At 55.6% G+C, this 20,633-nt stretch carries 23 protein-coding genes, 1 tRNA gene and 1 pseudogene; 9 read left to right on the forward strand and 16 right to left on the reverse strand.

Annotated features, from left to right (window positions below; all coding sequences use genetic code 11):
* The first annotated feature begins 196 nt into the window (after positions 1-196).
* The 3 genes from BW686_RS15675 to BW686_RS15685 are packed head-to-tail and all read left to right on the forward strand — an operon-like array spanning position 197 to position 3,405.
* Positions 197-1,606 carry a circularly permuted type 2 ATP-grasp protein gene (locus BW686_RS15675; RefSeq protein ID WP_002552858.1) on the forward strand — a complete coding sequence of 470 codons (1,410 nt, stop codon included), beginning with the start codon at positions 197-199 and terminating at the stop codon, positions 1,604-1,606.
* A 12-nt stretch (positions 1,607-1,618) separates the two neighbouring features.
* The gene (locus BW686_RS15680) at positions 1,619-2,578 is read left to right on the forward strand and encodes an alpha-E domain-containing protein (protein ID WP_084918399.1); all 960 of its coding nucleotides are present in this window, start codon (positions 1,619-1,621) and stop codon (positions 2,576-2,578) included.
* Complete coding sequence (locus tag BW686_RS15685) at positions 2,575-3,405, forward strand: transglutaminase family protein (RefSeq protein ID WP_084918402.1); 831 nt, start codon at positions 2,575-2,577, stop codon at positions 3,403-3,405. The genes BW686_RS15680 and BW686_RS15685 overlap by 4 nt, the downstream gene beginning before the upstream one ends.
* Positions 3,406-3,468: 63 nt before the next feature.
* On the opposite strand, the gene BW686_RS15690 is transcribed toward BW686_RS15685, so the two are convergent.
* On the reverse strand, positions 3,469-3,840 hold the full coding sequence (locus tag BW686_RS15690; protein ID WP_084918406.1) for a rhodanese-like domain-containing protein: 372 nt from the start codon (positions 3,838-3,840) through the stop codon (positions 3,469-3,471).
* Positions 3,841-4,446: 606 nt separating this feature from the next.
* Between BW686_RS15690 and BW686_RS15695 the strand changes: the two genes are divergently transcribed.
* On the forward strand, positions 4,447-5,172 hold the full coding sequence (locus BW686_RS15695; protein ID WP_084918409.1) for an amidotransferase: 726 nt from the start codon (positions 4,447-4,449) through the stop codon (positions 5,170-5,172).
* Positions 5,173-5,206: 34 nt separating this feature from the next.
* On the opposite strand, the gene BW686_RS15700 is transcribed toward BW686_RS15695, so the two are convergent.
* From BW686_RS15700 to BW686_RS15710, 3 genes are all read right to left on the reverse strand, one after another.
* Entirely contained in the window at positions 5,207-6,178 is a 972-nt protein-coding gene (locus tag BW686_RS15700; protein ID WP_084918411.1) for a magnesium and cobalt transport protein CorA, read from the reverse strand.
* Positions 6,179-6,303: 125 nt separating this feature from the next.
* Positions 6,304-6,993 carry a crotonase/enoyl-CoA hydratase family protein gene (locus BW686_RS15705; protein ID WP_084918413.1) on the reverse strand — a complete coding sequence of 230 codons (690 nt, stop codon included), beginning with the start codon at positions 6,991-6,993 and terminating at the stop codon, positions 6,304-6,306.
* Positions 6,994-7,291: 298 nt separating this feature from the next.
* Positions 7,292-7,585 carry a DUF6388 family protein gene (locus BW686_RS15710; protein WP_084918415.1) on the reverse strand — a complete coding sequence of 98 codons (294 nt, stop codon included), beginning with the start codon at positions 7,583-7,585 and terminating at the stop codon, positions 7,292-7,294.
* A 158-nt stretch (positions 7,586-7,743) separates the two neighbouring features.
* Between BW686_RS15710 and BW686_RS15715 the strand changes: the two genes are divergently transcribed.
* Positions 7,744-8,073: an EthD family reductase gene (locus BW686_RS15715; protein ID WP_084918418.1), complete on the forward strand. Its 330-nt coding sequence runs from the start codon at positions 7,744-7,746 to the stop codon at positions 8,071-8,073.
* A 23-nt stretch (positions 8,074-8,096) separates the two neighbouring features.
* Here BW686_RS15715 and BW686_RS15720 read toward each other — a convergent pair whose 3' ends face one another.
* Positions 8,097-8,519 (reverse strand): DUF4124 domain-containing protein, encoded by a 423-nt coding sequence (locus BW686_RS15720; protein WP_084918421.1) that lies wholly within the window; start codon positions 8,517-8,519, stop codon positions 8,097-8,099.
* A 155-nt stretch (positions 8,520-8,674) separates the two neighbouring features.
* Between BW686_RS15720 and BW686_RS27155 the strand changes: the two genes are divergently transcribed.
* Positions 8,675-8,839 (forward strand): DUF6021 family protein, encoded by a 165-nt coding sequence (locus BW686_RS27155; RefSeq protein ID WP_084918568.1) that lies wholly within the window; start codon positions 8,675-8,677, stop codon positions 8,837-8,839.
* 61 nt (positions 8,840-8,900) lie between these two features.
* Here the strand turns inward: BW686_RS27155 and BW686_RS15730 are convergent, their stop codons facing one another.
* The 3 genes from BW686_RS15730 to BW686_RS15740 all read right to left on the reverse strand — a co-directional run bounded on the left by BW686_RS15730 (position 8,901) and on the right by BW686_RS15740 (position 10,640).
* Complete coding sequence (locus tag BW686_RS15730) at positions 8,901-9,269, reverse strand: c-type cytochrome (protein WP_084918423.1); 369 nt, start codon at positions 9,267-9,269, stop codon at positions 8,901-8,903.
* A gap of 65 nt (positions 9,270-9,334) precedes the next feature.
* Positions 9,335-9,865, reverse strand: coding sequence for a hypothetical protein (locus tag BW686_RS15735; RefSeq protein ID WP_084918426.1), 531 nt, complete (start codon positions 9,863-9,865; stop codon positions 9,335-9,337).
* 271 nt (positions 9,866-10,136) lie between these two features.
* On the reverse strand, positions 10,137-10,640 hold the full coding sequence (locus BW686_RS15740) for a cupin domain-containing protein (RefSeq protein ID WP_084918428.1): 504 nt from the start codon (positions 10,638-10,640) through the stop codon (positions 10,137-10,139).
* Between the two features lie 186 nt (positions 10,641-10,826).
* Here BW686_RS15740 and BW686_RS15745 point away from each other — a divergent pair, with 186 nt between their 5' ends.
* Positions 10,827-11,084 carry a DUF1652 domain-containing protein gene (locus tag BW686_RS15745; protein ID WP_084918431.1) on the forward strand — a complete coding sequence of 86 codons (258 nt, stop codon included), beginning with the start codon at positions 10,827-10,829 and terminating at the stop codon, positions 11,082-11,084.
* Between the two features lie 382 nt (positions 11,085-11,466).
* Here BW686_RS15745 and BW686_RS15750 read toward each other — a convergent pair whose 3' ends face one another.
* The 3 genes from BW686_RS15750 to BW686_RS15765 form a co-directional block, all read right to left on the reverse strand.
* A complete protein-coding gene (locus BW686_RS15750; protein WP_084918433.1) occupies positions 11,467-12,318 on the reverse strand; it encodes an AbiJ-NTD4 domain-containing protein in 852 nt (283 codons plus the stop codon).
* Between the two features lie 955 nt (positions 12,319-13,273).
* Positions 13,274-13,924 (reverse strand): hypothetical protein, encoded by a 651-nt coding sequence (locus tag BW686_RS15760; RefSeq protein ID WP_084918437.1) that lies wholly within the window; start codon positions 13,922-13,924, stop codon positions 13,274-13,276.
* Positions 13,921-14,808, reverse strand: a complete 888-nt coding sequence (locus BW686_RS15765) for a hypothetical protein (RefSeq protein WP_084918440.1) — start codon at positions 14,806-14,808, stop codon at positions 13,921-13,923. The genes BW686_RS15760 and BW686_RS15765 overlap by 4 nt, the downstream gene beginning before the upstream one ends.
* Positions 14,809-14,995: 187 nt before the next feature.
* Here BW686_RS15765 and BW686_RS15770 point away from each other — a divergent pair.
* Positions 14,996-15,181 (forward strand): annotated as a pseudogene (locus tag BW686_RS15770) (ATP-binding protein); the annotation flags it as partial.
* A 14-nt stretch (positions 15,182-15,195) separates the two neighbouring features.
* Here BW686_RS15770 and BW686_RS26860 read toward each other — a convergent pair.
* The 3 genes from BW686_RS26860 to BW686_RS15780 form a co-directional block, all read right to left on the reverse strand.
* Positions 15,196-15,339 carry a hypothetical protein gene (locus BW686_RS26860; protein WP_179149275.1) on the reverse strand — a complete coding sequence of 48 codons (144 nt, stop codon included), beginning with the start codon at positions 15,337-15,339 and terminating at the stop codon, positions 15,196-15,198.
* 224 nt (positions 15,340-15,563) lie between these two features.
* Positions 15,564-15,653 (reverse strand) — tRNA-Ser (locus BW686_RS15775).
* A 178-nt stretch (positions 15,654-15,831) separates the two neighbouring features.
* Positions 15,832-16,581 (reverse strand): 3-oxoacyl-ACP reductase family protein, encoded by a 750-nt coding sequence (locus tag BW686_RS15780; protein ID WP_084918445.1) that lies wholly within the window; start codon positions 16,579-16,581, stop codon positions 15,832-15,834.
* Between the two features lie 113 nt (positions 16,582-16,694).
* Here BW686_RS15780 and BW686_RS15785 point away from each other — a divergent pair, with 113 nt between their 5' ends.
* Complete coding sequence (locus BW686_RS15785; RefSeq protein ID WP_084918448.1) at positions 16,695-17,261, forward strand: cysteine hydrolase family protein; 567 nt, start codon at positions 16,695-16,697, stop codon at positions 17,259-17,261.
* A 15-nt stretch (positions 17,262-17,276) separates the two neighbouring features.
* Here BW686_RS15785 and BW686_RS15790 read toward each other — a convergent pair whose 3' ends face one another.
* Together BW686_RS15790 and BW686_RS15795 are read right to left on the reverse strand one after the other, a co-directional pair.
* Positions 17,277-20,033, reverse strand: coding sequence for a DEAD/DEAH box helicase (locus BW686_RS15790; protein WP_084918450.1), 2,757 nt, complete (start codon positions 20,031-20,033; stop codon positions 17,277-17,279).
* 74 nt (positions 20,034-20,107) lie between these two features.
* On the reverse strand, positions 20,108-20,632 hold the full coding sequence (locus BW686_RS15795; RefSeq protein WP_084918453.1) for a CsiV family protein: 525 nt from the start codon (positions 20,630-20,632) through the stop codon (positions 20,108-20,110).
* Position 20,633 lies beyond the last annotated feature (1 nt).

Below are 20,633 nucleotides of genomic sequence, written 5' to 3' on the forward strand. Positions count from 1 at the left end.
TGGCTATGCTGTTCATAGATTTCACGGTTGAATGATGCTTCCGAATGAAGCGTAAAAGAATCGGCGCGTGCGTTTCATGCACAGGAATGGTGCGAGCAGCGACGGTTTTTTACTCAAGCTATTGATAATAAAGCGTTTATGCCGGTGGCACGGGCTTTGCGATGGTCTTGGTGTCCATGGTGACAAGGAGTACGGCATGATCCGCACCTTTTATGACGAGATGTACGATGCTGGCGGTGTAGTCCGTCCGCATTATCGGGAGTTCGCCCGCTGGCTGGGTGATACACCTCCCGAGCTGCTGGCTCAACGCAGGCGCGAAGCCGATCTGCTGTTTCACCGTGCCGGAATCACCTTCACGCTGTATGGCGATGAGCAGGGGACCGAACGGCTCATTCCTTTCGATACCATCCCGCGCAGCATTCCGGCCAGCGAGTGGCGGGTTGTCGAGCGTGGTTGTATTCAGCGCGTCAAGGCGCTGAACATGTTTCTGGCGGACCTGTATCACGACCAGCGCATCATCAAAGCGGGGATCATTCCTGCCGAGCAAGTGCTTGCCAACGAACAGTATCAGCTGGCCATGCAGGGCCTGAACCTGCACCGTGATCTGTATTCGCATATTTCTGGCGTCGACCTGGTGCGCGACGGTGACGGCACGTATTACGTGCTGGAAGACAACCTGCGAACCCCGAGCGGCGTGAGCTACATGCTGGAAGATCGCAAGATGATGATGCGATTGTTTCCGGAGCTGTTTTCGGCGCAGCGCATTGCGCCCATCGATCACTACCCGAATCTGCTGCTCGACACCCTCAAGAGTTCAAGCCATCTGGACAACCCCAGTGTTGTGGTCCTGACGCCCGGACGCTTCAACAGCGCGTTTTTCGAGCATGCGTTTCTGGCTCGCGAGATGGGTGTCGAGCTGGTGGAAGGTGCCGATCTGTTTGTCCGTGATGACCGGGTGTTCATGCGCACCACTGATGGCCCGAAGGCTGTCGATGTGATCTACCGTCGCCTGGACGATGCGTTTCTTGATCCGCTGGCGTTCAACCCTGATTCGATGCTGGGCGTTCCCGGCCTGCTGGCGGCTTACCGTTCCGGCAATGTCGTGCTGGCCAACGCCATCGGTACTGGCGTCGCCGACGATAAATCGGTTTATCCGTACGTCACTGACATGATTCGTTTCTACCTGGACGAGGAGCCGATTCTCAAGAACGTACCGACCTGGCAGTGCCGCAAGCCGGAAGAGCTGTCGCATGTGCTGGCCAATCTGGGCGACCTGGTGGTCAAGGAAACCCAAGGCTCCGGCGGTTACGGCATGCTGGTCGGCCCCGCAGCGACGGCCGCCGAGATCGAAGCCTTTCGGGCGCGTCTCAAGGCCAAGCCGCACGCCTACATTGCCCAGCCCACGTTGTGCCTGTCGACCTGTCCGACGTTTGTCGAGAACGGCATCGCCCCGCGACATATCGATTTGCGCCCCTTTGTGCTGTCCGGTCGTGAAACCCGCGTCGTGCCTGGCGGGCTTACCCGAGTGGCCTTGCGTGAAGGTTCGCTGGTGGTGAATTCGTCTCAGGGTGGCGGTACCAAAGACACCTGGGTGGTCGAGGATTAAGGATGCCTGCCAATGTTAAGTAGAACTGCCTCGGATCTTTTCTGGATGTCGCGTTACCTGGAGCGAGCGGAGAACCTCGCCCGAATGCTGGACGTGAGCTATTCGCTGTCGTTGATGCCGCAGGACGGGCGCGGCGACGGGCTGGATGAAATCGCCATGCCCTTGCTGATCACCGGAACGCTGGAAACCTACATCGAGCGTCATGGTGAATTGCATGCCGAACGCATGCTGCATTTTTTCGCGCTCGACGCGACCAACCCGGCCAGCATCTACAGCTGCCTGGGGGCCGCACGGGCCAGCGCACACGCGGTGCGCGGCCGTATTACTGCAGACATGTGGGAGAACATCAACTCCACCTGGCTGGAAATCCGTGGCATCGCCCAACAGGGGCTGACCCGTTACGGCATGAGCCGCTTCTGCGAGTGGGTCAAAGAGCGTTCGCACCTGTTTCGCGGTGCAACCTACGGCACCATCATGCGCAATGACGCTTTCCGTTTCATTCGTCTGGGAACATTCATCGAGCGCGCCGACAACACCATGCGCATGCTCGATGCGCGCTATGAAATGCTTGAGTTGCGTGGTCCCCAGGCCAATGCGGCGGCGGACAACTCGGCAGCGGGTTACTACCAGTGGAGCGCCTTGTTGCGCGCACTGTCGTCGTTCGAGGCCTACACCGAAGTCTATCGCGATGCACCGGGCGCACGTCAGGTGGCGGAGCTGCTGCTGTTGCGTGCCGACATTCCACGTTCGTTGCGCGCCTGTCTGGAAGAAATGGACGTCATTCTGGCCAGCTTGCCCGGCGTCAATGGTCGACCTGCGCAGCGCATGGCGGCCGAGATGGACGCAAGATTGCGCTACACCAGCATCGACGAGATCCTGGATGAAGGCCTGCATGAGTGGTTGAACGAATTCATTCCAATGCTGGCCCAACTGGGTGATGCGATTCATATTTCGTATCTGGAGGCTGCATGAGACTCTCTATAAGCCACGAAACCACCTACCACTACGATGATCAGGTGCGTTCCAGCATCCAGTATCTGCGCCTGACGCCCCACGACAGCGAACGTCAGCAAGTGCTCAGCTGGCAATTGACGCTGCCTCGCCCGGTGCGCGCGCAGATCGATCCGTTCGGCAATATTCTGCACGTTCTGAGCCTTGAGGAACCTCACAAGGCGATCATCATCGGAGCGCGCGGTCAGGTCGAGATCGACGAGACCCGTGAGGCCGAGCGTGAAAGTCAGTCGGCGTTGCCGTTTTTGCGCGTCACTCGCCTGACCGAGCCGGATGAAGCCATTCGCAGTTTTGCAGCAACGGAATGTCGCAAGCGTGCTGATCGCACGGCGTTGATTGACCTGATGCACGCGCTCAATCAGCACATGACATACACCCAGGGTTCAACGGAAGTCGACACCAGTGCCGCCCAGGCGTTTGCCGGACGCTCCGGCGTCTGTCAGGACCACACTCATGCGTTTCTGGCCTGCGCCCGCAGCCTTGGGGTGCCTGCACGTTACGTGTCCGGTTACCTGTGCAGCGAAGACAGCGAACACCTGTCCAGCCATGCCTGGGCCGAGGCGTGGATCGATGACGCCTGGTACAGCTTCGACGTGACTAACCAGTTGGCCATTCCCGAGCGTCATCTAAAGCTGGCGGTCGGGCTGGATTATCTGGATGCCTGCCCGGTACGCGGAATGCGCCGTGGCGGAGGGTCTGAGCAGATGCATGCCAAGGTGGTGGTTTCGCCCATGACCGGCACGCCAAAGGTGAAAACCCGAGTGCAGGTTCAGGCGCAGCATCAATAATGTTCAAGCCGTGACTACGAGTTGACCGGGCAGGTGGCCGGGGCGTGATAACCCGGCCGCCCGTTATTCCGCGGGGTCATCAGTGATGTCATAAAGCGCATTGTGCAGTTCTTCGTAATTGCCGCCATTGATGACGCTGAAGTAGCCTGCGGCCCTGAGCTTTTCCTGAGCCTTGTCGGCTTTACTGTCCGTACTGCTGAAGATGACGAACACCGCATTGCGGTCATTCAGCACCTGCTTCATCTGATTGACCAGCCGTCTCTCGTCAACCCGTACGGCGTTCAGGACCGTGCCTGCCTCGTAGTCGGTCTGACTGCGAACATCCATCGCCAGTTTGCCTTCCTTCAATGCCGTTACGGCCGCAGCCTGATCCACGACTCCCGCCTGAGCGGCCACACTGCCGACAAGCGCAAAAACCGCAATCCATTGGCGCATACACCTACCTCCCTCGATACGAGTGGAAATAGTGGCACAGTTGCCTGTGGTCCGAAAGCGTGCCGACTCAGCCGAACAGCCTATTCAGATTGGGCACGATCAACAGCAGGGCGGTGGTGAAAAGTATGAGCCCTGCCTGACGTACTTTGGAGTGTTTGAACTTGAACATGGCTGACCGCCTTTTGTTGTTATTCCTGAGCGACAGAAGCACGTCGAATTCCACAGCGGGTATTCGTCGGCTGGCAAGGTGTACGTTGAACAGGCAGGCCCGGTCAAATGACCGCTGACCCTGGCGCTGAATGGATTCTGCGCCGGTCCTGTTACAACACTAACCATAGAGCTCAGACATCGGCTGGTTTAGATCTGTTAGGCATGTGCGCGCAAAAAATTTGATCTTAGTGTTATTAACTAATCGGGTTCGGCACGCTCAGGCCCTTGCTAGACACTTCAAGCAGAACCGTAAGACCTCTACCGTTCGTCTGAGTCAGACATTTCGTACAGCGGCCAAACGCCCGGTACAGGCGCGCTCACTGCTTGATTTGATCAAGCCTTCAAGGCAGGCTCTGCCGTGCGCTCTTGCCTCATCACTGTTTCAGGGTCTCATTTATGTCGTTACGCATCTGTATTCTTGAAACCGATAACCTTCGTCCTGAACTGGTCGAGCAGTATCACGGGTACGGACGGATGTTCGAACGGCTGTTTGCCCGCCAACCGATTGCTGCCGAGTTATCGGTATACAACGTGGTACAGGGAATCTATCCACCCGAGAACGAACGATTCGATGCCTACCTGGTGACCGGCAGCAAAGCCGATTCGTTTGGCACCGATCCGTGGATTCAAGTCTTGAAGGCGTATTTACTGGCGCTTTATCAGCGTGGCGAAAAGCTGCTGGGGATTTGTTTCGGCCACCAGTTGCTGGCCTTGCTGCTGGGCGGCAAGACCGAGCGTGCCGCACAAGGCTGGGGCGTCGGTATCCATCACTACCAGTTGGGAACCGCCAGACCGTGGATGACACCGGTCATGGACACGCTCACGCTGCTGATCAGTCATCAGGATCAGGTCACCGCGCTGCCCGAGCAAGCGACGGTCATTGCCTCCAGCGAGTTCTGTCCTTTTGCGGCCTATCACATCAATGATCAGGTGCTGTGTTTCCAGGGGCACCCGGAGTTCATTCACGAATTCTCACGCAGCTTGCTGGACCTTCGTCAGGAGGCGCTGGGCGAGCAGGTTTATCAGCAGGGTGTCGCCAGCCTGGACCATGATCACCACGGCGCTACCGTTGCGGAGTGGATGATGCGTTTCGTGGCGCACAAACCGGAAGGCCGGGCCTGATCCGAGCGCCATTTCCGGGCGACCGGCACTGGCGCTACAGCCATCCCGACCTTTTGAAGCTGGCGAACAGCGCTGCACAGCCACCAAAGATCACGCCCAGCACAATGAAGTAACCGTAGTGCCAGGTGAGTTCCGGCATGTTCTCGAAGTTCATGCCGTAGATGCCGGCAATCGCCGTCGGGAAGGCCAGGATCGCAGCCCAGCCGGCAAATTTACGCTGCACGATGCTCTGTCGCGACGACTCCAGCAGCAGGCCGATTTCAATGGTCTGGCTGGCGATATCGCACAGATTGCCCAGGTCTTCCATCTGCCGTTTGACGTGAATTTCGACATCGCGGAAGTAGGGCCGCATGTTTTTGTCGATGAACGGGAAGCTGAGACGCTGCAATTCCTCGCCCACTTCCACCATCGGAGCCACGTAGCGACGCATTCGCAGCAGGTCGCGGCGCAGGGCGTGAATGTGCTGGATGTCGGATTCGCGCAATGAACCGCCGATCACGCTCTGTTCCAGCAGTTCGAGTTCGGTGTGGATGGCCTCGGTGACCGGCTGGTAGTTCTCGGTCACGAAATCCAGCAGGGCGTACAGCACGAAGTCTTCGCCGTGCTCCAGCAACAGCGGCCGCGCTTCGCAACGCTGACGCACCAGCCCGTAAGACTTGGAGTGGCCATTGCGCGACGTGATGATGTAGCCCTTGCCGGCAAAGATATGGGTTTCGATGAACAGTAGCTTGCCGTTGTCGCGCACGGGGGCGTAGGTCACGATGAACAGTGCGTCGCCGAAGGTTTCGAGCTTCGGACGGCTATGAACCTCCATGGCATCTTCCAGGGCCAGTTCATGGAGATTGAACTGCGCCTTGAGACTGGTCAGCTCATCAGCGCTGGGTTGTTCCAGCCCGATCCAGACGAAGTGTTCGGGTTTGGCGGCCCAGGCGGCGCCTTCTTCGAGGGTAATGTCGCGTACTTTCTTGCCTTTGCTGTACACAGCTGCTGCAACAACTCGACCCATGGTGCTATCACTTCTTCAATATGTCAGTGGCGCAAAGGTTCATGCGCGGTTGCTGATCAGATTGATCAAATGCGGATGAGTTCGCCGGTAAAGAAAAGCCCGCGTATGCGGGCCGGAGTTGCGTATCAAAGCATGTGCTGGCGGTCCTGTTCAATGGCGGCTTCAAGCGTGTCGAGCAGGGCTTTTCTGACCTTGAGCTTGGTCTTCTTGTGGGCGTTCATGTTGATCTTCTTGAACTGGGCTGCGACCGCCAGCGCGGCGCCTTTCAGCTCTTCGACGCTGACCACCTTGTCCAGAAAGCCTGCAGCCATCGCACCCTCGGGATCAAACATCTCGGCGTTGATCACCGAGCGATTGAAGGCGGACTTGCGCAGGCGGTCACGCGCCAGTTCGATACCGGCGTGGTGCATGGTCATGCCGATCTGTACTTCGTTAAGCCCGATGCTGAACGGCCCCGCGACCCCGATTCGGTAATCGGCGGACAGCAGCAAAAAAGCGCCTTTGGCAACGGCATGGCCGGGGCAGGCGACGATGATCGGGAAGGGGTGTGACAGCATTCGCCGTGCCAGCGTCGAGCCTTGGGCAACCAGGTTGATAGCGGCTTCGGCGCTCGACGTCATGACCTTAAGGTCATAGCCACCCGAGAGAATACCGGGCTGGCCGGTCAGGATGACGATTGCCCGGTCCTTTTCCGCCTGATCCAGTGCGGCATTGAACGCAACGATCACGTCCGGGGAAATGGCATTGACCTTGCCGTTGTTCAGGGTCAGCGTGGCGACACCGTCGTCCAGATGGTACGAGACCAGATCACTCATGGCGTGATTCCTTTATTGAAGTGAGCAGACGTTACTCACCCCTAAACAAGAGGTAAAGCGCTGACTGCCGGGTCACGACACAGCTTTTCCAGAAATGAGCTGTTCTGGCGCAAACACCCCAGGTTCTGTACGAAAAGTCGGCGAGCGAAGGTCAGGCAAGGCAAAAACAGGCGAGGAACGGCCGGGGTCGCGCCCGACTCTACTGTTTGTAAATGAGCATTCCGATTGGACTCGCATCCGAGCCTGTTTTTAACGCAGCATCACCGAGCGCAGCCACTTTACGTACAGAGCCTAGGGCTCACGGCTGGATATCATTCAGCCCGCAATACTCTTCCCACTCCATGCCCAGCGCTTCTGCGACCTGAGTGTGAGCCTCCAGGCGCATGCTTTTCAATTGCTCTGGCGATTCGGCAATCAATTCCAGCGCCAGCTCCCAAGGCTCGATGCCCTGACTCTCGGCTTCGTCCTCAAACGCCCATTGCACCTGCTGTTTTTGTTCCTTAGCGCTCAACACGCTGATTTCATCCTTCAGGGTCGGATGGGTCGCGAGGTATTTCGCCAGCGCAGCCTCGTTCCACTCAAGTGTGTTCATACCCGTTCCTCGCACTGATTGATGGCCGGGCCGCCTCCTTGGGCCGCCTGGCAAGACGGCGTGATTGTGCGGGAGGCGTTCATTGATGTCAGCACCTGAACACGATAATCGCTAGAGTGTCCGAGCATTTATCACTATCCAGTCAAGAGGACATCGACATGATCAAAGTCAGCGTGCTGTATGCGTACGAAGAGGGTGCCCGTTTTGATCACGACTACTACCGCGACAAGCACTTGCCGCTGGTGCAGAAGCTGATGGGCAGCTATTGCAAGGGCTACAGCGTCGACAGAGGCATAGGCGGTGCGACACCCGGTTCGGATCCGCGGTACATCGCCATGTGCCACATCTACAGCGACTCCATCGAGGACTTCGAAGCCGGGATGGGGCCACACTCTAAGCAGATCAATGGCGACATCATTAACTACACCGATCTGATTCCCGAGATGCTGATCAGTGAAGTGCGCGCCGATGTCAAAACCGCGGGGTAGGTGGCGGCACTTCTCGCCGGATCTTATCGAGCGGCTGCCTGACGAGCCGCATCTTTCTTCGACGACGTGCCGCCCGATGGGTCAAAGCACTGGCTGTTGAAGAGGGGGCTGCGGCATTGCGACGGGACGCTGGGCGGCGGTGGACGGTTTCGCTGATACGCCTTGTAGCGTTCCGTCTCGATCACCGTCACATGGGCACGGCTGCTGACTCTCAGATATTCGGTGGCTTTGAGGTTGGTCTTGTGAACATAGTCCAGAGGCTCTCCCTCACGCAGAATCGGCGGCGGGCCACCCCGTTGCGGGTCGCTTTGGGCATTGCTTTCACAGGGGAGCGAGGCAAAGCTCACTTTCCCGTCGGGCGATGTGCATTTGAATATTTCACTGTGCGCGGCGCTGGCACCGAACAGGGTGGCCAGCGCCATTATCAGGGTTGAAAGCCTTTTCATGAGTCTCTCCGTGAATGGCGCAAGGCTACCATTTGGCGTTGAGCGCCGCCATATCAGCGCACAACGCCACTGAGCGCCGTTCGTCAGTCGCATCGCACGGCGTTGCCGATTCGTTCTCTGAATATCAGGTTCTGAATTTAACAGTGGAGGCGCATATGACTGGCACCAAGCCGAGCAGCAATCGCAAAGATAATCCGGGTTTCGACCCCGAGTCGCCGGACCTCGAAGATCCGCAAGTCGACCCGACCAAGCCTGCGAAGACCCCGGCGGGAAAAGATTCGGAAAGCGATTACCCGCCTTATAAAGAAGATAAGAAGTAGCTGACAAATTGCCTTTGGCTAATGGTCAGGGGCAATTAACACCGTTTGCTACATCCCCGCGCTATTTGTTCGCATCCAGATACTCCAGCAAATCTTCCATTCGATCATCGCTGCCCATCCACCACAGTTTCATTCGGGTGCCGGGCACAACGTCGCTTGGGTCCTTGATGTAGGTACGCAATACTTCGCGGGTCCAGATCAGCCCCGAGTTTTTCATTGCGTCGGTATACACGTAGCCTTCCTGTTGCCCTGCCTGCCGGCCAATGATGCCGTTCAGTGGCGGACCAAATGCGCTGCGTGCTGACGGGCCGATCTTGTGGCAGCCGGAACACAGGCGTGTGAAGACCGCTTTGCCGGCTTCAGCATCACCCGCACCCTGAGCGGTGGCATGCAGCGCCATTGCCATGACGAATAACGCAGTTTTTCTCATCGATATCCCGTTGCGCGTTCGGTCGTCTGGTCAAAGCGGCAAATGTTAGCGCACATTCCAGGTGTTCACTTGCTGACGGGTACCTGACTGGCCAGTTCATCGAAGTCACGCTTGTAGCTCGCCATCTCGGCGGCGCTGATGAAGCTCTGTTCAAGCACCAGTTTTTTCGAGCCGGCGTCGATGCTGTCCAGTTGATGGAGAAAGCGTTTCTTCTTTCTGGCTTCGACTCTTGTCCCGGCCGCTTCAATGGCGTTGCGAATCTCCGTTGCTCGCGTGTGGACAAAATCCTGTCCGCGACGATCAACCGTCAATCCGTCATTTTCGAGGTAGCCTTCCAGGCCGGTTTTCTTCAGCACCTGCCAGAGCGCCTGATCAGGCGTAAACGTGCCTTTGAATTTTTTCACTTTCTTGCTGCTGTCAGCGCCGAGATTGACGTTGACCGGACACCCGGAGCGGTGGGCCAGTTGTTGCAGCGCCTCATCCAGGCGTTGCGCGGGCATGTCGTAAGCAATCGGCTCCATCTGGCATGACGCGTAGGCCGAAGCCCCCGCCATGCATGCAACAGTGAGGACCAGCATTTTCAGGGTGTTTTTCATGTTCGGAAGGGTTTCATCTGGATGGACAGGGCTTGGAAACCGTTTTCTGCAGGATGTTCCCTATCTGCCCGACGCCTGCGAAAGCCGTCGTCTGCGGTGTATCGAAGCATGCCTGGACATCTGCCAAAGCGCGCGTACTCAAATCGCAGACAAAGAAAAGCCCGCGATGGGGGGTAGCGGGCTTAAGGTCTTGCTGGGAATTGAGTTAACAATAAACCCGTGAACGTGAAAAAAGCGTGAACGGCTGGATACAATTTTCAAACATTTGCAATCAGGGCTCGCCGTCCCAGTAATCAACGTTTTCAGAGGTCCGTTGGTTGGCCGTGAACACCCGGGTTCCGTTAGCCGAAACCATCGCCTGATACTTGCCCGAGTCCGGGTATTCGCACACCTCGGGCGTCTCCCGCGTGCTGATCGACAGGTACTTCAGCGGCTCCTGTGACGTGTTGATGATCTGATGAGGGTATTCAGGCCCGGCCGGGATGAACAAGACATCGCCCGTCCTGATCGGCAACATCTCGCCAGCGACACGCAAACTGCCTTCGCCCTCAATGATCACGAACATCTCTTCCTGCGCATGATGAAAATGATAAGGGCACGAACGTTTGCCGGGCGCGACGACATCAATAGAGGCACCAAGCTTGTGCGCCACCGTCCCCGTGCCGAGGCGCGCCGCTGCGCTTTCATACAGCGGCTCGCGAGTTTCCTGTGCGAGGGGGGCCTCATTGAAGTTGCGGATCAGACGAGACGCCAGTTCACGTGCGCGTTCATTCATGTCGGTCAGGGCTCGAGGGAGTTCAGGAGACGGTACTGTAGACCAGCGAAGGCAGCGACGCTTGCTGTGCGCCCGTTCGTGCGTGATCTTGACCGTGAGTGCCGTGTATCTTGAACAGATCAGCAACAAATTCGTGTGGAACCTGTCTACACTTGACCACATAACTTGGATTGCAGGGGATGCATGATGTATTCAAAGCCCGATATTCAGCGAGTGCTTGAAACCGCTTTTCTGCCCTCCAGATGCGAGTGCGTCGTGGCGCCGAATGAAACCTTTTCAGTAAAGCTTCTCCACCCCGAGTCAGGTGATATCCAGCTGTATGTAACAGGGTTGTCCTTGTCCGAGGTAGAGAGCAGCAGATCCATCGCGCGGCTGGTGCTTTCCTTGAGAGAGCAGCGAGACCTGATGGGGCAGATGGATTTGTCCATGCGGCGACTGGCATAGGGCAGGGCGGGCAGTCCGGTCCTGCGCACCCAGGGCCGCTGGGGAATAGCAACAGTGCCGATGCCGCTTTTCAAACGCCAGAAACCACAAAGCCCCTGAATTCTTTTCAGAATTCAGGGGCTTTGCGTTATCTCAATATGGCGGTGAAGGAGGGATTCGAACTTTATGACCCTACAGCCCTTTGATCCTTTTTATTTATGAGTGTTCGACCGGGGGGCATGTGTCGATTCGTCCACCGTGAGGTGGGATAGCTCTAGAGGTGAGGAGCTCCACAGCCCATGCTATTGAGCCATTATGAGCGTAGTGCAGTAAGTTCGATTACAGTGTGCTTTGCTCACGGCGAAAGTAACAGCCATAGGCAGCCATTTAACTGATAAATTGTTCAGTCCGCATATTTATCAATTGCAAAATTTACAAAGGCCGAACAAACGATCAGCATAAACCGAGCGTCCGTTTTAGTGAGCTTTTCAGTATTATTCATCACTGCATGACGGATGCCATCTGAGTTATTTGTATAGCCATAAAGTGCTGAAAGTGATTTCTTTAGCACAGGATCTAGGCTGCGCTTTTTCTCCAGTTCCGTAAGGGCATCGCCTAGAGTCGCCTTAGGTAATCCTGTAAGGTGTTTAGCAAGAGATTCTATAGCGCTAATACTTTCCTTCATAGAGTTTCTAGGGTCAGGATTTTTCTTATCAGTCAGCAACTGAAGTGCTGTCTCCAAATGCAATTTAACGCCGTGATACCCAGCACCTTTTGAAAGTGCAGTCTCCAATTCGTCTATTTCTGCGGGAGATGTAATCGGTGCTATTAACCCATTAATAAACCTATAGCCCGCATTTTCGTCACAAAGAATTTTGTTGCATGCCTTCATAAATCCCTCAGCTCGATCTTGAGGGCCGTTGTGAGCCACAAACTCTATAAAATCATATACTTTGTACCATTCAAAACTGAAATAAATTTTACGAACCGTCTCAAGATAGCTAAGCCATTGCGGTTGCATATCATCTAGAGGCGCTTTGAAAAAGCTTGACCATATACGCATTGCAAGGCTATCAAGATTGGAGCCCTCAACATGTTTAAAGCTGCTATGCCTTTCGTGCTCTGCCGATCTATACGTATTCCAATAGAAGATCAGAAGGATATTCCAGATCGAATTTCTGAGTTCGATGTCGATGGCCTCCAGCTGAATTGCCTTGACGCTCGGTGTGATCCCTGCTCTCTGCGAAAAGCTCATCATGACTCCGGAGGTAAATTTTTTTTAATCCTACTAAACGGTGCGCCGTGTGGATAGGTTTTTATGCATCCCCTACGCTCAAGACCCAGAATGCTAGGCGAGGTAATCCTGAAGGAGTTCACCGCCACAATCTGCATCCTTTTGGACCGCAGGGTGCATAAGGCTTTTCTAATCGGGTAGGTGACTGTGGCACGATGCAATCCCAGTAGATAACGTTCATACCCACTAATACTTGCCCACGACACTATTTCCCTATATGCATTCGTATTTTTCTATTTCTCTAGACCACAACAGGATTGAAGCCCTTGCAAGAGGTCGTACAGAGGTAAACCGGGCGAAGGCTACAGTCGCCATCCAAGAGCGTGTAGCGTCATGGTCTGAGAAAGTGCGTGACCCTATAGACTTGTGTATTCATAAGGGCGCTACATCCCTGCAACAGGTTGCTGATTGCTTGAATAACAAGAATATCTCAACGGCCCGTGGCGGTGTATGGTCTGCAATGCAGGTCAGTCGTGTGATGAAGACTCTCGAACTCGCATTTTGCTGATACGTAATTTATCACTGTTGTGCGTATTGGGCCTCGCCACGATATCCACAGCTTCTATGCCCAACATCTTTCATATCACGATATGCATGTGATCCGGCCTCATGTTAATAGCATGAGTCTATGTCCAACTTTATCTCAAAAAATAGTTGACTTATTTTGTAAAATATCCAGCTTGCAATAGGTCTGCGTGCGTTTCGCTTAATGGCTCTAGCATAAAATTACTGAGTCAAATTTATATTATTTTTCAGCTTTCATAAGTTATACATGTATTATGTTTTAAGGTTCTGGTTTTGGGAAGGGGGTATTTCAGGGAAAACCTTATATCAATATAAAGCTTTGATCGCAACTCACTTTTGTTGGCCCCCTGAATCTGTTCTTGTCGATGGCGAATCTATAACTTTAGACCAATCAATTCGGATTTTTACCTGGAGAAGAAATCATCTCAGAGCTGGCTTTGGCTGCCAAGAGCTTAAAGTAATGGATTTTAGAGACATAAATAATAAGCATCTTCTGAACCAAAATATACACAAGTACTATCCATGCAACTAAGCTGATGCCTATTATTTCAACGCTGTACATGGCGCTAAAAAATATGGAACCATAGATTAAAATCAACGTAATATAAAACTCGTTAATTGCCTTTCGACGCTCTATCTGCTTTTCCGCTAGCACTGCCTCATCTCGGGCTTTGGCCAATTGCGTAGCAAGAATTTCTATGCGAATGCTAGCTATGGCGCTATCTACCGCCTCAAAAAGCTTATCTGCATGACGCATTCGCCACTTAAGCAACAGATAAGCTGCTTTGTTAGCTAGTAATGGCCCAATATAGAATGCAGTGATAGCTAGTAATACTAGCTTATAAAAAGCTATGCTTGTGAGCGAGCTTAAAAGTGCGGCTCCTCCATCAGCTAAACTTCCTGTCCAAAAATCAAATTTTAATATAACTTCAATCGTCTTTGAAACAAAAGCCCAAGAAGCAAAGAAAACTGAAATGCGCCACTTAGTGATAAAGCGAGATGCTTCTTCGTAAAAGGCGTCAAATACTTTCTCAATAATCATAGCGGTGATGCAAAGTCAACAAATACAATATCCCCTCGTACAGGGTCAAACGAATCATGGATCGAGATGGGAGCAGCCCATATTGCAATGTCTTGGCTAAGTAAATTGTACGGGTGAAGTTTTAATGCGTCATCGTAGCCGTCTACTAATAGTTTGCTCTCTTGGCCCGTCACTCGACTTAAAAATTTAGCGGAGTATTGGAATTGCCCTGTCTTACGAAGTCGCTCTAACCCCGTAATGCGGCCAACATATATTGCCGGGTTAGCAAGCCTGCGAGTAGTAGCTATTTGAGCAAACCTAACAGCCCTGCTCTGATCAAACATAAAATCGTTGTGGCCTTTCTCCGCACTGACACCGACATTAAGTATTGCTCCTGGTGTTGAGCGCACCACAGAGAGCGCTTGACTCATATCTTTCAATACAGCTGCTTGAGCATAGGCAAGCTTCCTGTCGCCCTCCGTTGCAATCAGCTGCTCTTGTGTGACATGATCAAGATTGTCTAGTTCTGCACCAATCTTATTGCTTTCTAGGTCCGCCGCGAGAAGATTACTTTGCACTACTACCTGCGAAGCGGATTCCCGAAAAGGCCTTGACATAAAATCCGAGTATAGCTGCGGCACTCCCTGCAAAAGATCGCTGATGAAAGGGATCTTTAGTGATCCAGCTTCAAGCTGATCTATATAAAGATCTGCGTACCCGTGTAGCTCAACCGGAAGTGATGAGAATTTTCGAATCTCACCGATGTGTTTAAAGTAGACAGTTTTATCGATTGCCCGCTGAAAGTGTGGGATCGTATACGACAGCGTTCGTAGAGAAACACTATGACGTGGTGCAAGTGTTCCGTCAAAAGTTAAAACAATCTGCCTAGCACCGGTCGCTGACATTTTTCTATTCCGTTAGGTTTGCATTTTATGTGACATGCGAGAAAAGCATATTAGGTCAATGCATGGCAATAGTGAAGAGGGTAATTTGAGGTCGAATATCAGAAAATGCTAGGGCGGATGACCTGATGGAAATCAGCCAATCAAGCACGATCTTATTCCAGATAAACGCAACGCAACCATTTGCGGAGTGATCGGAGTGCTGGAACTGGCGCTCAAACGTGCCGATCATGGCGTTCAGTCATCGAAGTCGCCTACGGCCAACGGCCTGCGGGACCTGATTGGCGAAATTCTCGATATCGCACGCATCGGATCCGGGCGGCTTTCACTGAATCCGGAGCGGGCGAACCTGCGTCGACTGGTAGAGTCGGTACTGTGAGTATTCGACGGTCAGTAACCATGCTGACGAAGCTTCGGAATGAAGGTTTTCGCCGCTGTGAGGCTACAGCCACACGCGCTGGCGATGACGGTCTGATTGTCGAACCACAGCTTGCCTTCGCCGGTGAAGTAGTCGTGTCGATCCTTAGTGAACATCCACAGAAGTTTGTCCTGTGCAGAAAGGGCAACGGGCTGACGAAGTGGTCAGACTGAGAAACTGGTGGGGTTGGAGAAGGGTGTGCGGGCGTCGAGAATGTATGCACATCCCAGCCATCGGAGGAGGGGAAGCGCTGACCGGCGAGAATTTGCAGCACTGTGAGTAGTACAAACAAAAAACCCCGTGAACTCTAAGTAACAGAGTCCACAGGGTTTTCTTAATATGGCGGTGAAGGAGGGATTCGAACCCTCGATACAATTTCTTGTATACACACTTTCCAGGCGTGCTCCTTAAGCCACTCGGACACCTCACCGTATCTCGACGACAACGTTGTGTCTGCCGAGGCGCGCTAATGTAGTCGAAAGCTTTTCCTAACGCAAAACTTTTTTTCAGATTTTTCATGTGGTTAAGCAAATAAACGCTTATCGGCCACCAAAAGGCCCGGGCGGGCGATGCGGCCCCGATTCAGCGGGCCGCCTGCCGCGTGTGGATCAGGCGCTGAAGCCGCCGTCGATGGTCAGGCTGGCGCCGGTGATGAAGCCTGCTTCAGGACCGGCAAGGTAGGCGACGAAGCTGGCAATTTCTTCGCTTGTACCATACCGGGGAAGGGCCATGAGTGCCTTCAGGCTGTCAGCGAATTCGCCGTGTGCCGGGTTCATGTCAGTGTCGACCGGGCCGGGCTGTACGTTGTTGACGGTGATGCCTTGCGGGCCGAGGTCGCGGGCCATGCCTTTGGTGAGGCCGATCAGGGCCGATTTGCTCATGGCGTAGGTCGCGCCGCCTGCAAAGGGCATGCGGTCAGCGTTGGTGCTGCCGATGTTGATGATGCGACCGCCTTCTTCCATATGCCGGGCGGCTTCCTGGCTGGCGATGAACACGCTGCGCACGTTGATGGCCAGGGTTCTGTCGAAGTCCTGCATGCTGAACTGATCGAGCGGTGCGATGGCCAGTACGCCAGCGTTATTGATCAGGATATCCAGCCGTCCAAGGGTTTCTGCGGTGGTCTGTACGGCCTGGCGGATGGCTTTCTCGTCGGCGCTGTCTGCACGAATGGCCAGCGCCCGTCCGCCATTGGCGACGATGCTATCCTGGATCTCGAGGGCGTTGACTTCAGAGCTGACGTAGGTGAACGCCACTGCCGCGCCTTCCTTGGCCAGACGGTTGACGATGGCTGCACCAATGCCGCGTGAGCCGCCTTGCACCAACGCCACTTTGCCAGCGAGTTTAGGGTGTTCGATCATGATGTTCTCCTTTTGGGCAGGTCTCGGACAGGCCAGAGCCCGTCGACGATTGCGTCCAGAATAGACCCTGATTGCGATACCCTTGCTGAACCAAACGTTCAGATTGAGTGGTTATGAATATTCAAGGCAACAGCGCGTTGATCCTGATCGACCTGCAACAGGGCATCAATCACCCCAGGCTCGGACGACGCAACAACCCGCAAGCCGAGACGAATCTCGGCGCGTTACTCGACGCCTGGCGGCAGTCGGGGCGTCCGGTGGTACACGTGCGGCATTTTTCGACCTCGCCTGAATCGGTGTTCTGGCCCGATCAGTCGGGCGTCGAGTACCAGCCGGCGTTCGTGCCGCACGCCGATGAGCGGGAGATGAGCAAGCAGGTCCCTGACGCGTTTTGCGGATCGTTTCTGGAGATGTGGTTGCGTGCCGACGGGATCAGCCAGGTGGTGATTGCCGGGGTGATTACCAATAATTCGGTCGAGTCCACCGCGCGCAGCGGCGGCAACCTGGGGTTCGATGTCATGGTGGCGCATGACGCCTGCTTCACGTTTGATCAGCAGGATTTCTTCGGCACGCCGCGCAGCGCCGAAGAGGTGCATGCGATGTCGCTGGCCAACCTGCATGGCGAATACGCCACGGTCCTGTCCACGGCGCAGATTCTCCAGCGCGCCACTGTCGAATAAGCGCCTGGGGTCAGGTCACTTACGGGTCTTTTTCGGCGCGGCAGGCAGCGGCGCAAAGAGTGCCTGCAGGTCTTCGTCACGCAGCTTCCAGTCGCCGGTGGTGCGCCCGTCCAGTACACCGGCGGCCAGCGCCGACTTTTCACGTTGCAGGCGCTGGATCTTCTCTTCCACCGTGCCGCGCGCGATCATCTTGTAGACGAACACCGGTTTGTCCTGGCCGATGCGATAAGCGCGGTCGGTTGCCTGATTCTCCGCGGCAGGGTTCCACCACGGGTCGTAGTGAATCACAGTGTCGGCAGCGGTCAGGTTGAGGCCGGTGCCGCCGGCTTTCAGGCTGATCAGGAAGATCGGCAGCTTGCCGCTCTGGAAGTCATGAATCGGCGTGCGGCGATCTCGGGTCGAGCCGGTCAGCAGGGCGTAGGCAATGCCGCGCTGTTTCAGTTCTTCTTCGATCAGGCTGAGCATCGAGGTGAATTGCGAAAACAGCAGAATCTTGCGACCTTCAGCCAGCAGTTCTTCGAACATCTCCATCAGGCTGTTGAGCTTGCCTGACGTACCTTGTTTGCTGTTGACCGGCATGTCGTGATTGACCAGCCGCAGGTCGCAGCACACCTGACGCAGCTTGAGCAGCGCCTCCAGAATGATGATCTGGCTGCGCGCCACGCCCTTGCGGGTGATTTCGTCCCTGACCTTCTTGTCCATCGCCAGGCGCACGGTTTCGTAAACATCGCGCTGTGCGTCGTTGAGGTCGACCCAGTGAATGATCTCGGTCTTCGGTGGCAGTTCGGTCGCGACCTGTTCTTTGGTGCGGCGCAGCAGGAACGGCTTGATACGCGCATTCAGGTGATGCAGGCGGTCCTGATTACCGTGCTTTTCGATGGCTGTGCGGTAGTTGCTGTTGAATTCCTTGCTGTTGCCCAGCCAGCCAGGCATCAGAAAGTGGAACAGCGACCACAGTTCACCCAAGTGGTTTTCCAGCGGCGTGCCGCTCAGGCACAGGCGCTGACGGGCGTTGAGGTTGCGTGCAGCCTGAGCGGCTTTGCTGTTGGGGTTCTTGATGTATTGCGCTTCATCGAGAATCAACACATGCAGCGGCTGCTTTTCGAGCATGTCCATGTCCCGGGGCAGCAGCGCATAGGTGGTCAGAATCAGGTCGTAGTCCTGAAGATTGCCTGCGTCCTGGTGACGGTTGGCGCCATACAGCGCAAGCACTTTCAGGTCCGGGGTAAAGTGCTCGGCTTCGTCCAGCCAGTTGGGAATCAGGCTGGTCGGCATGACCGCCAGCGCGGGGCGGTCGAGGCGTCCGGCCTGTTTTTCCATCAGCAGGTGAGCCAGGGTTTGCAGGGTCTTGCCCAGGCCCATGTCATCGGCCAGCACGCCGCCGACTTCCAGCTCGCGCAGTGACTGCATCCAGCTCAGGCCTTCCAGCTGATACGGGCGCAGCGTCGCGTTCAGGCCGTCGGGCAGGCTGACCGGCGCGTCCTTGATGTTGATCAGGCGCTCGGCGAAGTGGCGCAGACGGTCGCCGCCCTGCCAGGTCAGCGGCAGGTCTTCGAGCTGGGTCAGGCGTGCTGCATCGGCCTTGCTCATGCGCAGCGCGTTGTTGCCGTCCTGGCGCCAGTAGAAATCACCCAGCGTCGCCAGCACCGGCTTGAGCCGCCCGTAGGGCAGGGCGATCTGCACCGGGCTGCCGCCGCTCTGGGTGAAGTGGTTGAGCTGCACCAGCAATTGTTCTTCATCGCCGCGCTTGGCCACGGCGGTGGGGCTCATCAGTTCGGGATGGCTGCGGATCAGGTTGATCAGAATCGGCAGCAGGCTCAGGCGTTCGCCATTGACGATGATGCCCAGTTCCAGATCGAACCAGTCGCGCTCGGTCTCTTCGTCGATGACCGCATACCAGTCGTCTACCGGCGTGACGTCGAAGCCGAATTCTTCCTGAATCTCGATTTCCCAACCTTGTTCGCGCAACCGAGGCAGGTCATCGAGCACAAAATGCAACCAGGCCTTGTCGTTGGGCAGCTCGTACATGTCGCCGGCGCTGTCAGGCAACGCCTTGCTCTGCCGGGTGGCGACCTTGAAGCCCAGATCGGCCAGTTCCTGACGCAGTTGCCGCTCCCGTTCGCCCTGACGGCGGATGCGCAGGGTTTCGGTTTCGGTGTGCTCGATGATGTCGCTTTTCTGGTTCACCAGGTCACTGCCCAGCGAACTGACCAGAATGCTGACGTTGGTCGTGCCGACCGCGTAATGCTTGCCGTAGGCAAATGCCAGTGCGGCGCGGTGCTGGATATGCCGTTGCATGCGGCCGTTGCGCGGCTCGTAGGCGCTGAACTCGATACTGGCCAATATCAGCCTGGGGCGAGGCTGCAGGTCATCGATCAAACGCTCCGGCAGCCGGAGCTTTTGCTCGGTCTGCTGCTCGACCTGGTGCTCTATTTCCCGCTGGTGCGAACTCAGCGCAGCTTGCAGCAGTGGCCGGTTTTCCGGGTCCTGGAGAAACAGCAGCGCGGCCACGCAATGCTTGCAGTCGTTGCGGACCGGGCACGTGCATTTGCAGGTCAGGTAGTTCTTGTAGCGATCCGGGTCCTTGAACAGCAGGGTCTGTGTGTAGATTTCCAGACCTGAGCCTCGGCACGCGGTGCGGATGATCTGCGGGCTGGAGTCTTCGAGCACGATGCGTTTTTGCCGGGCGTAGTCGCGCCCGCGCTCAAGCGTTCGATCATGGAATAAGTCTGTCCAGGCCGAGGCCAGGACTTTTTCGAGAATGGACGACAAGTTTTAAAAGGCCCTACGCCGCAGCGATGCTCAAAAGAAAGGGAGCGCCGCAGCGTCCCTTGCGTACGTAAAGATCAAAGGGGAGAAACTTTGATCAGCAACGCGAGGTTGCCATTATCCAGATAAGTCAGTTCGCCATTTTTCACCCTGGCGGTCTGCTTCAGTCGCTCACTGCTGATGACCACGCCGTGCGGGTCCAGCTGGTTGACCCAGAATTGCGCATCAATATCGGTGAAGCGTCCCATGGCGAGGCTCACGGTGCCCTCGATGGGGAAATGCCCGAGCTTTTCCTCGCCGTGGGTCACTGCCATTTTGCCGGGTTCGGCACCCACGGTCTGCTGCCAGGCGCGCTGCATCAGCACCTGATAGCTGCCGCTGTCTTGCAGTTTACTCGCCAGGTCCATCAACGCGGGGCTTCGTTCATTGCTCGAGTCGATCTTGCTGGCGCCGTTGTCCCAGTTTTCAGGCACAAGCTGGCGGGTCGACGCGGGCTCGCCGTTCTGGCGAAACAGCAGGATCTCGACCTGATACAGGCCGTCTGCGAACGCGGTCGGAGCGACCAGCGTCAGCAGCAGGATCAATGAACGAAACAAACGCATG

It is taken from the genome of Pseudomonas syringae (genome assembly GCF_002157375.1).
Taxonomy (GTDB): domain Bacteria; phylum Pseudomonadota; class Gammaproteobacteria; order Pseudomonadales; family Pseudomonadaceae; genus Aquipseudomonas; species Aquipseudomonas syringae_T.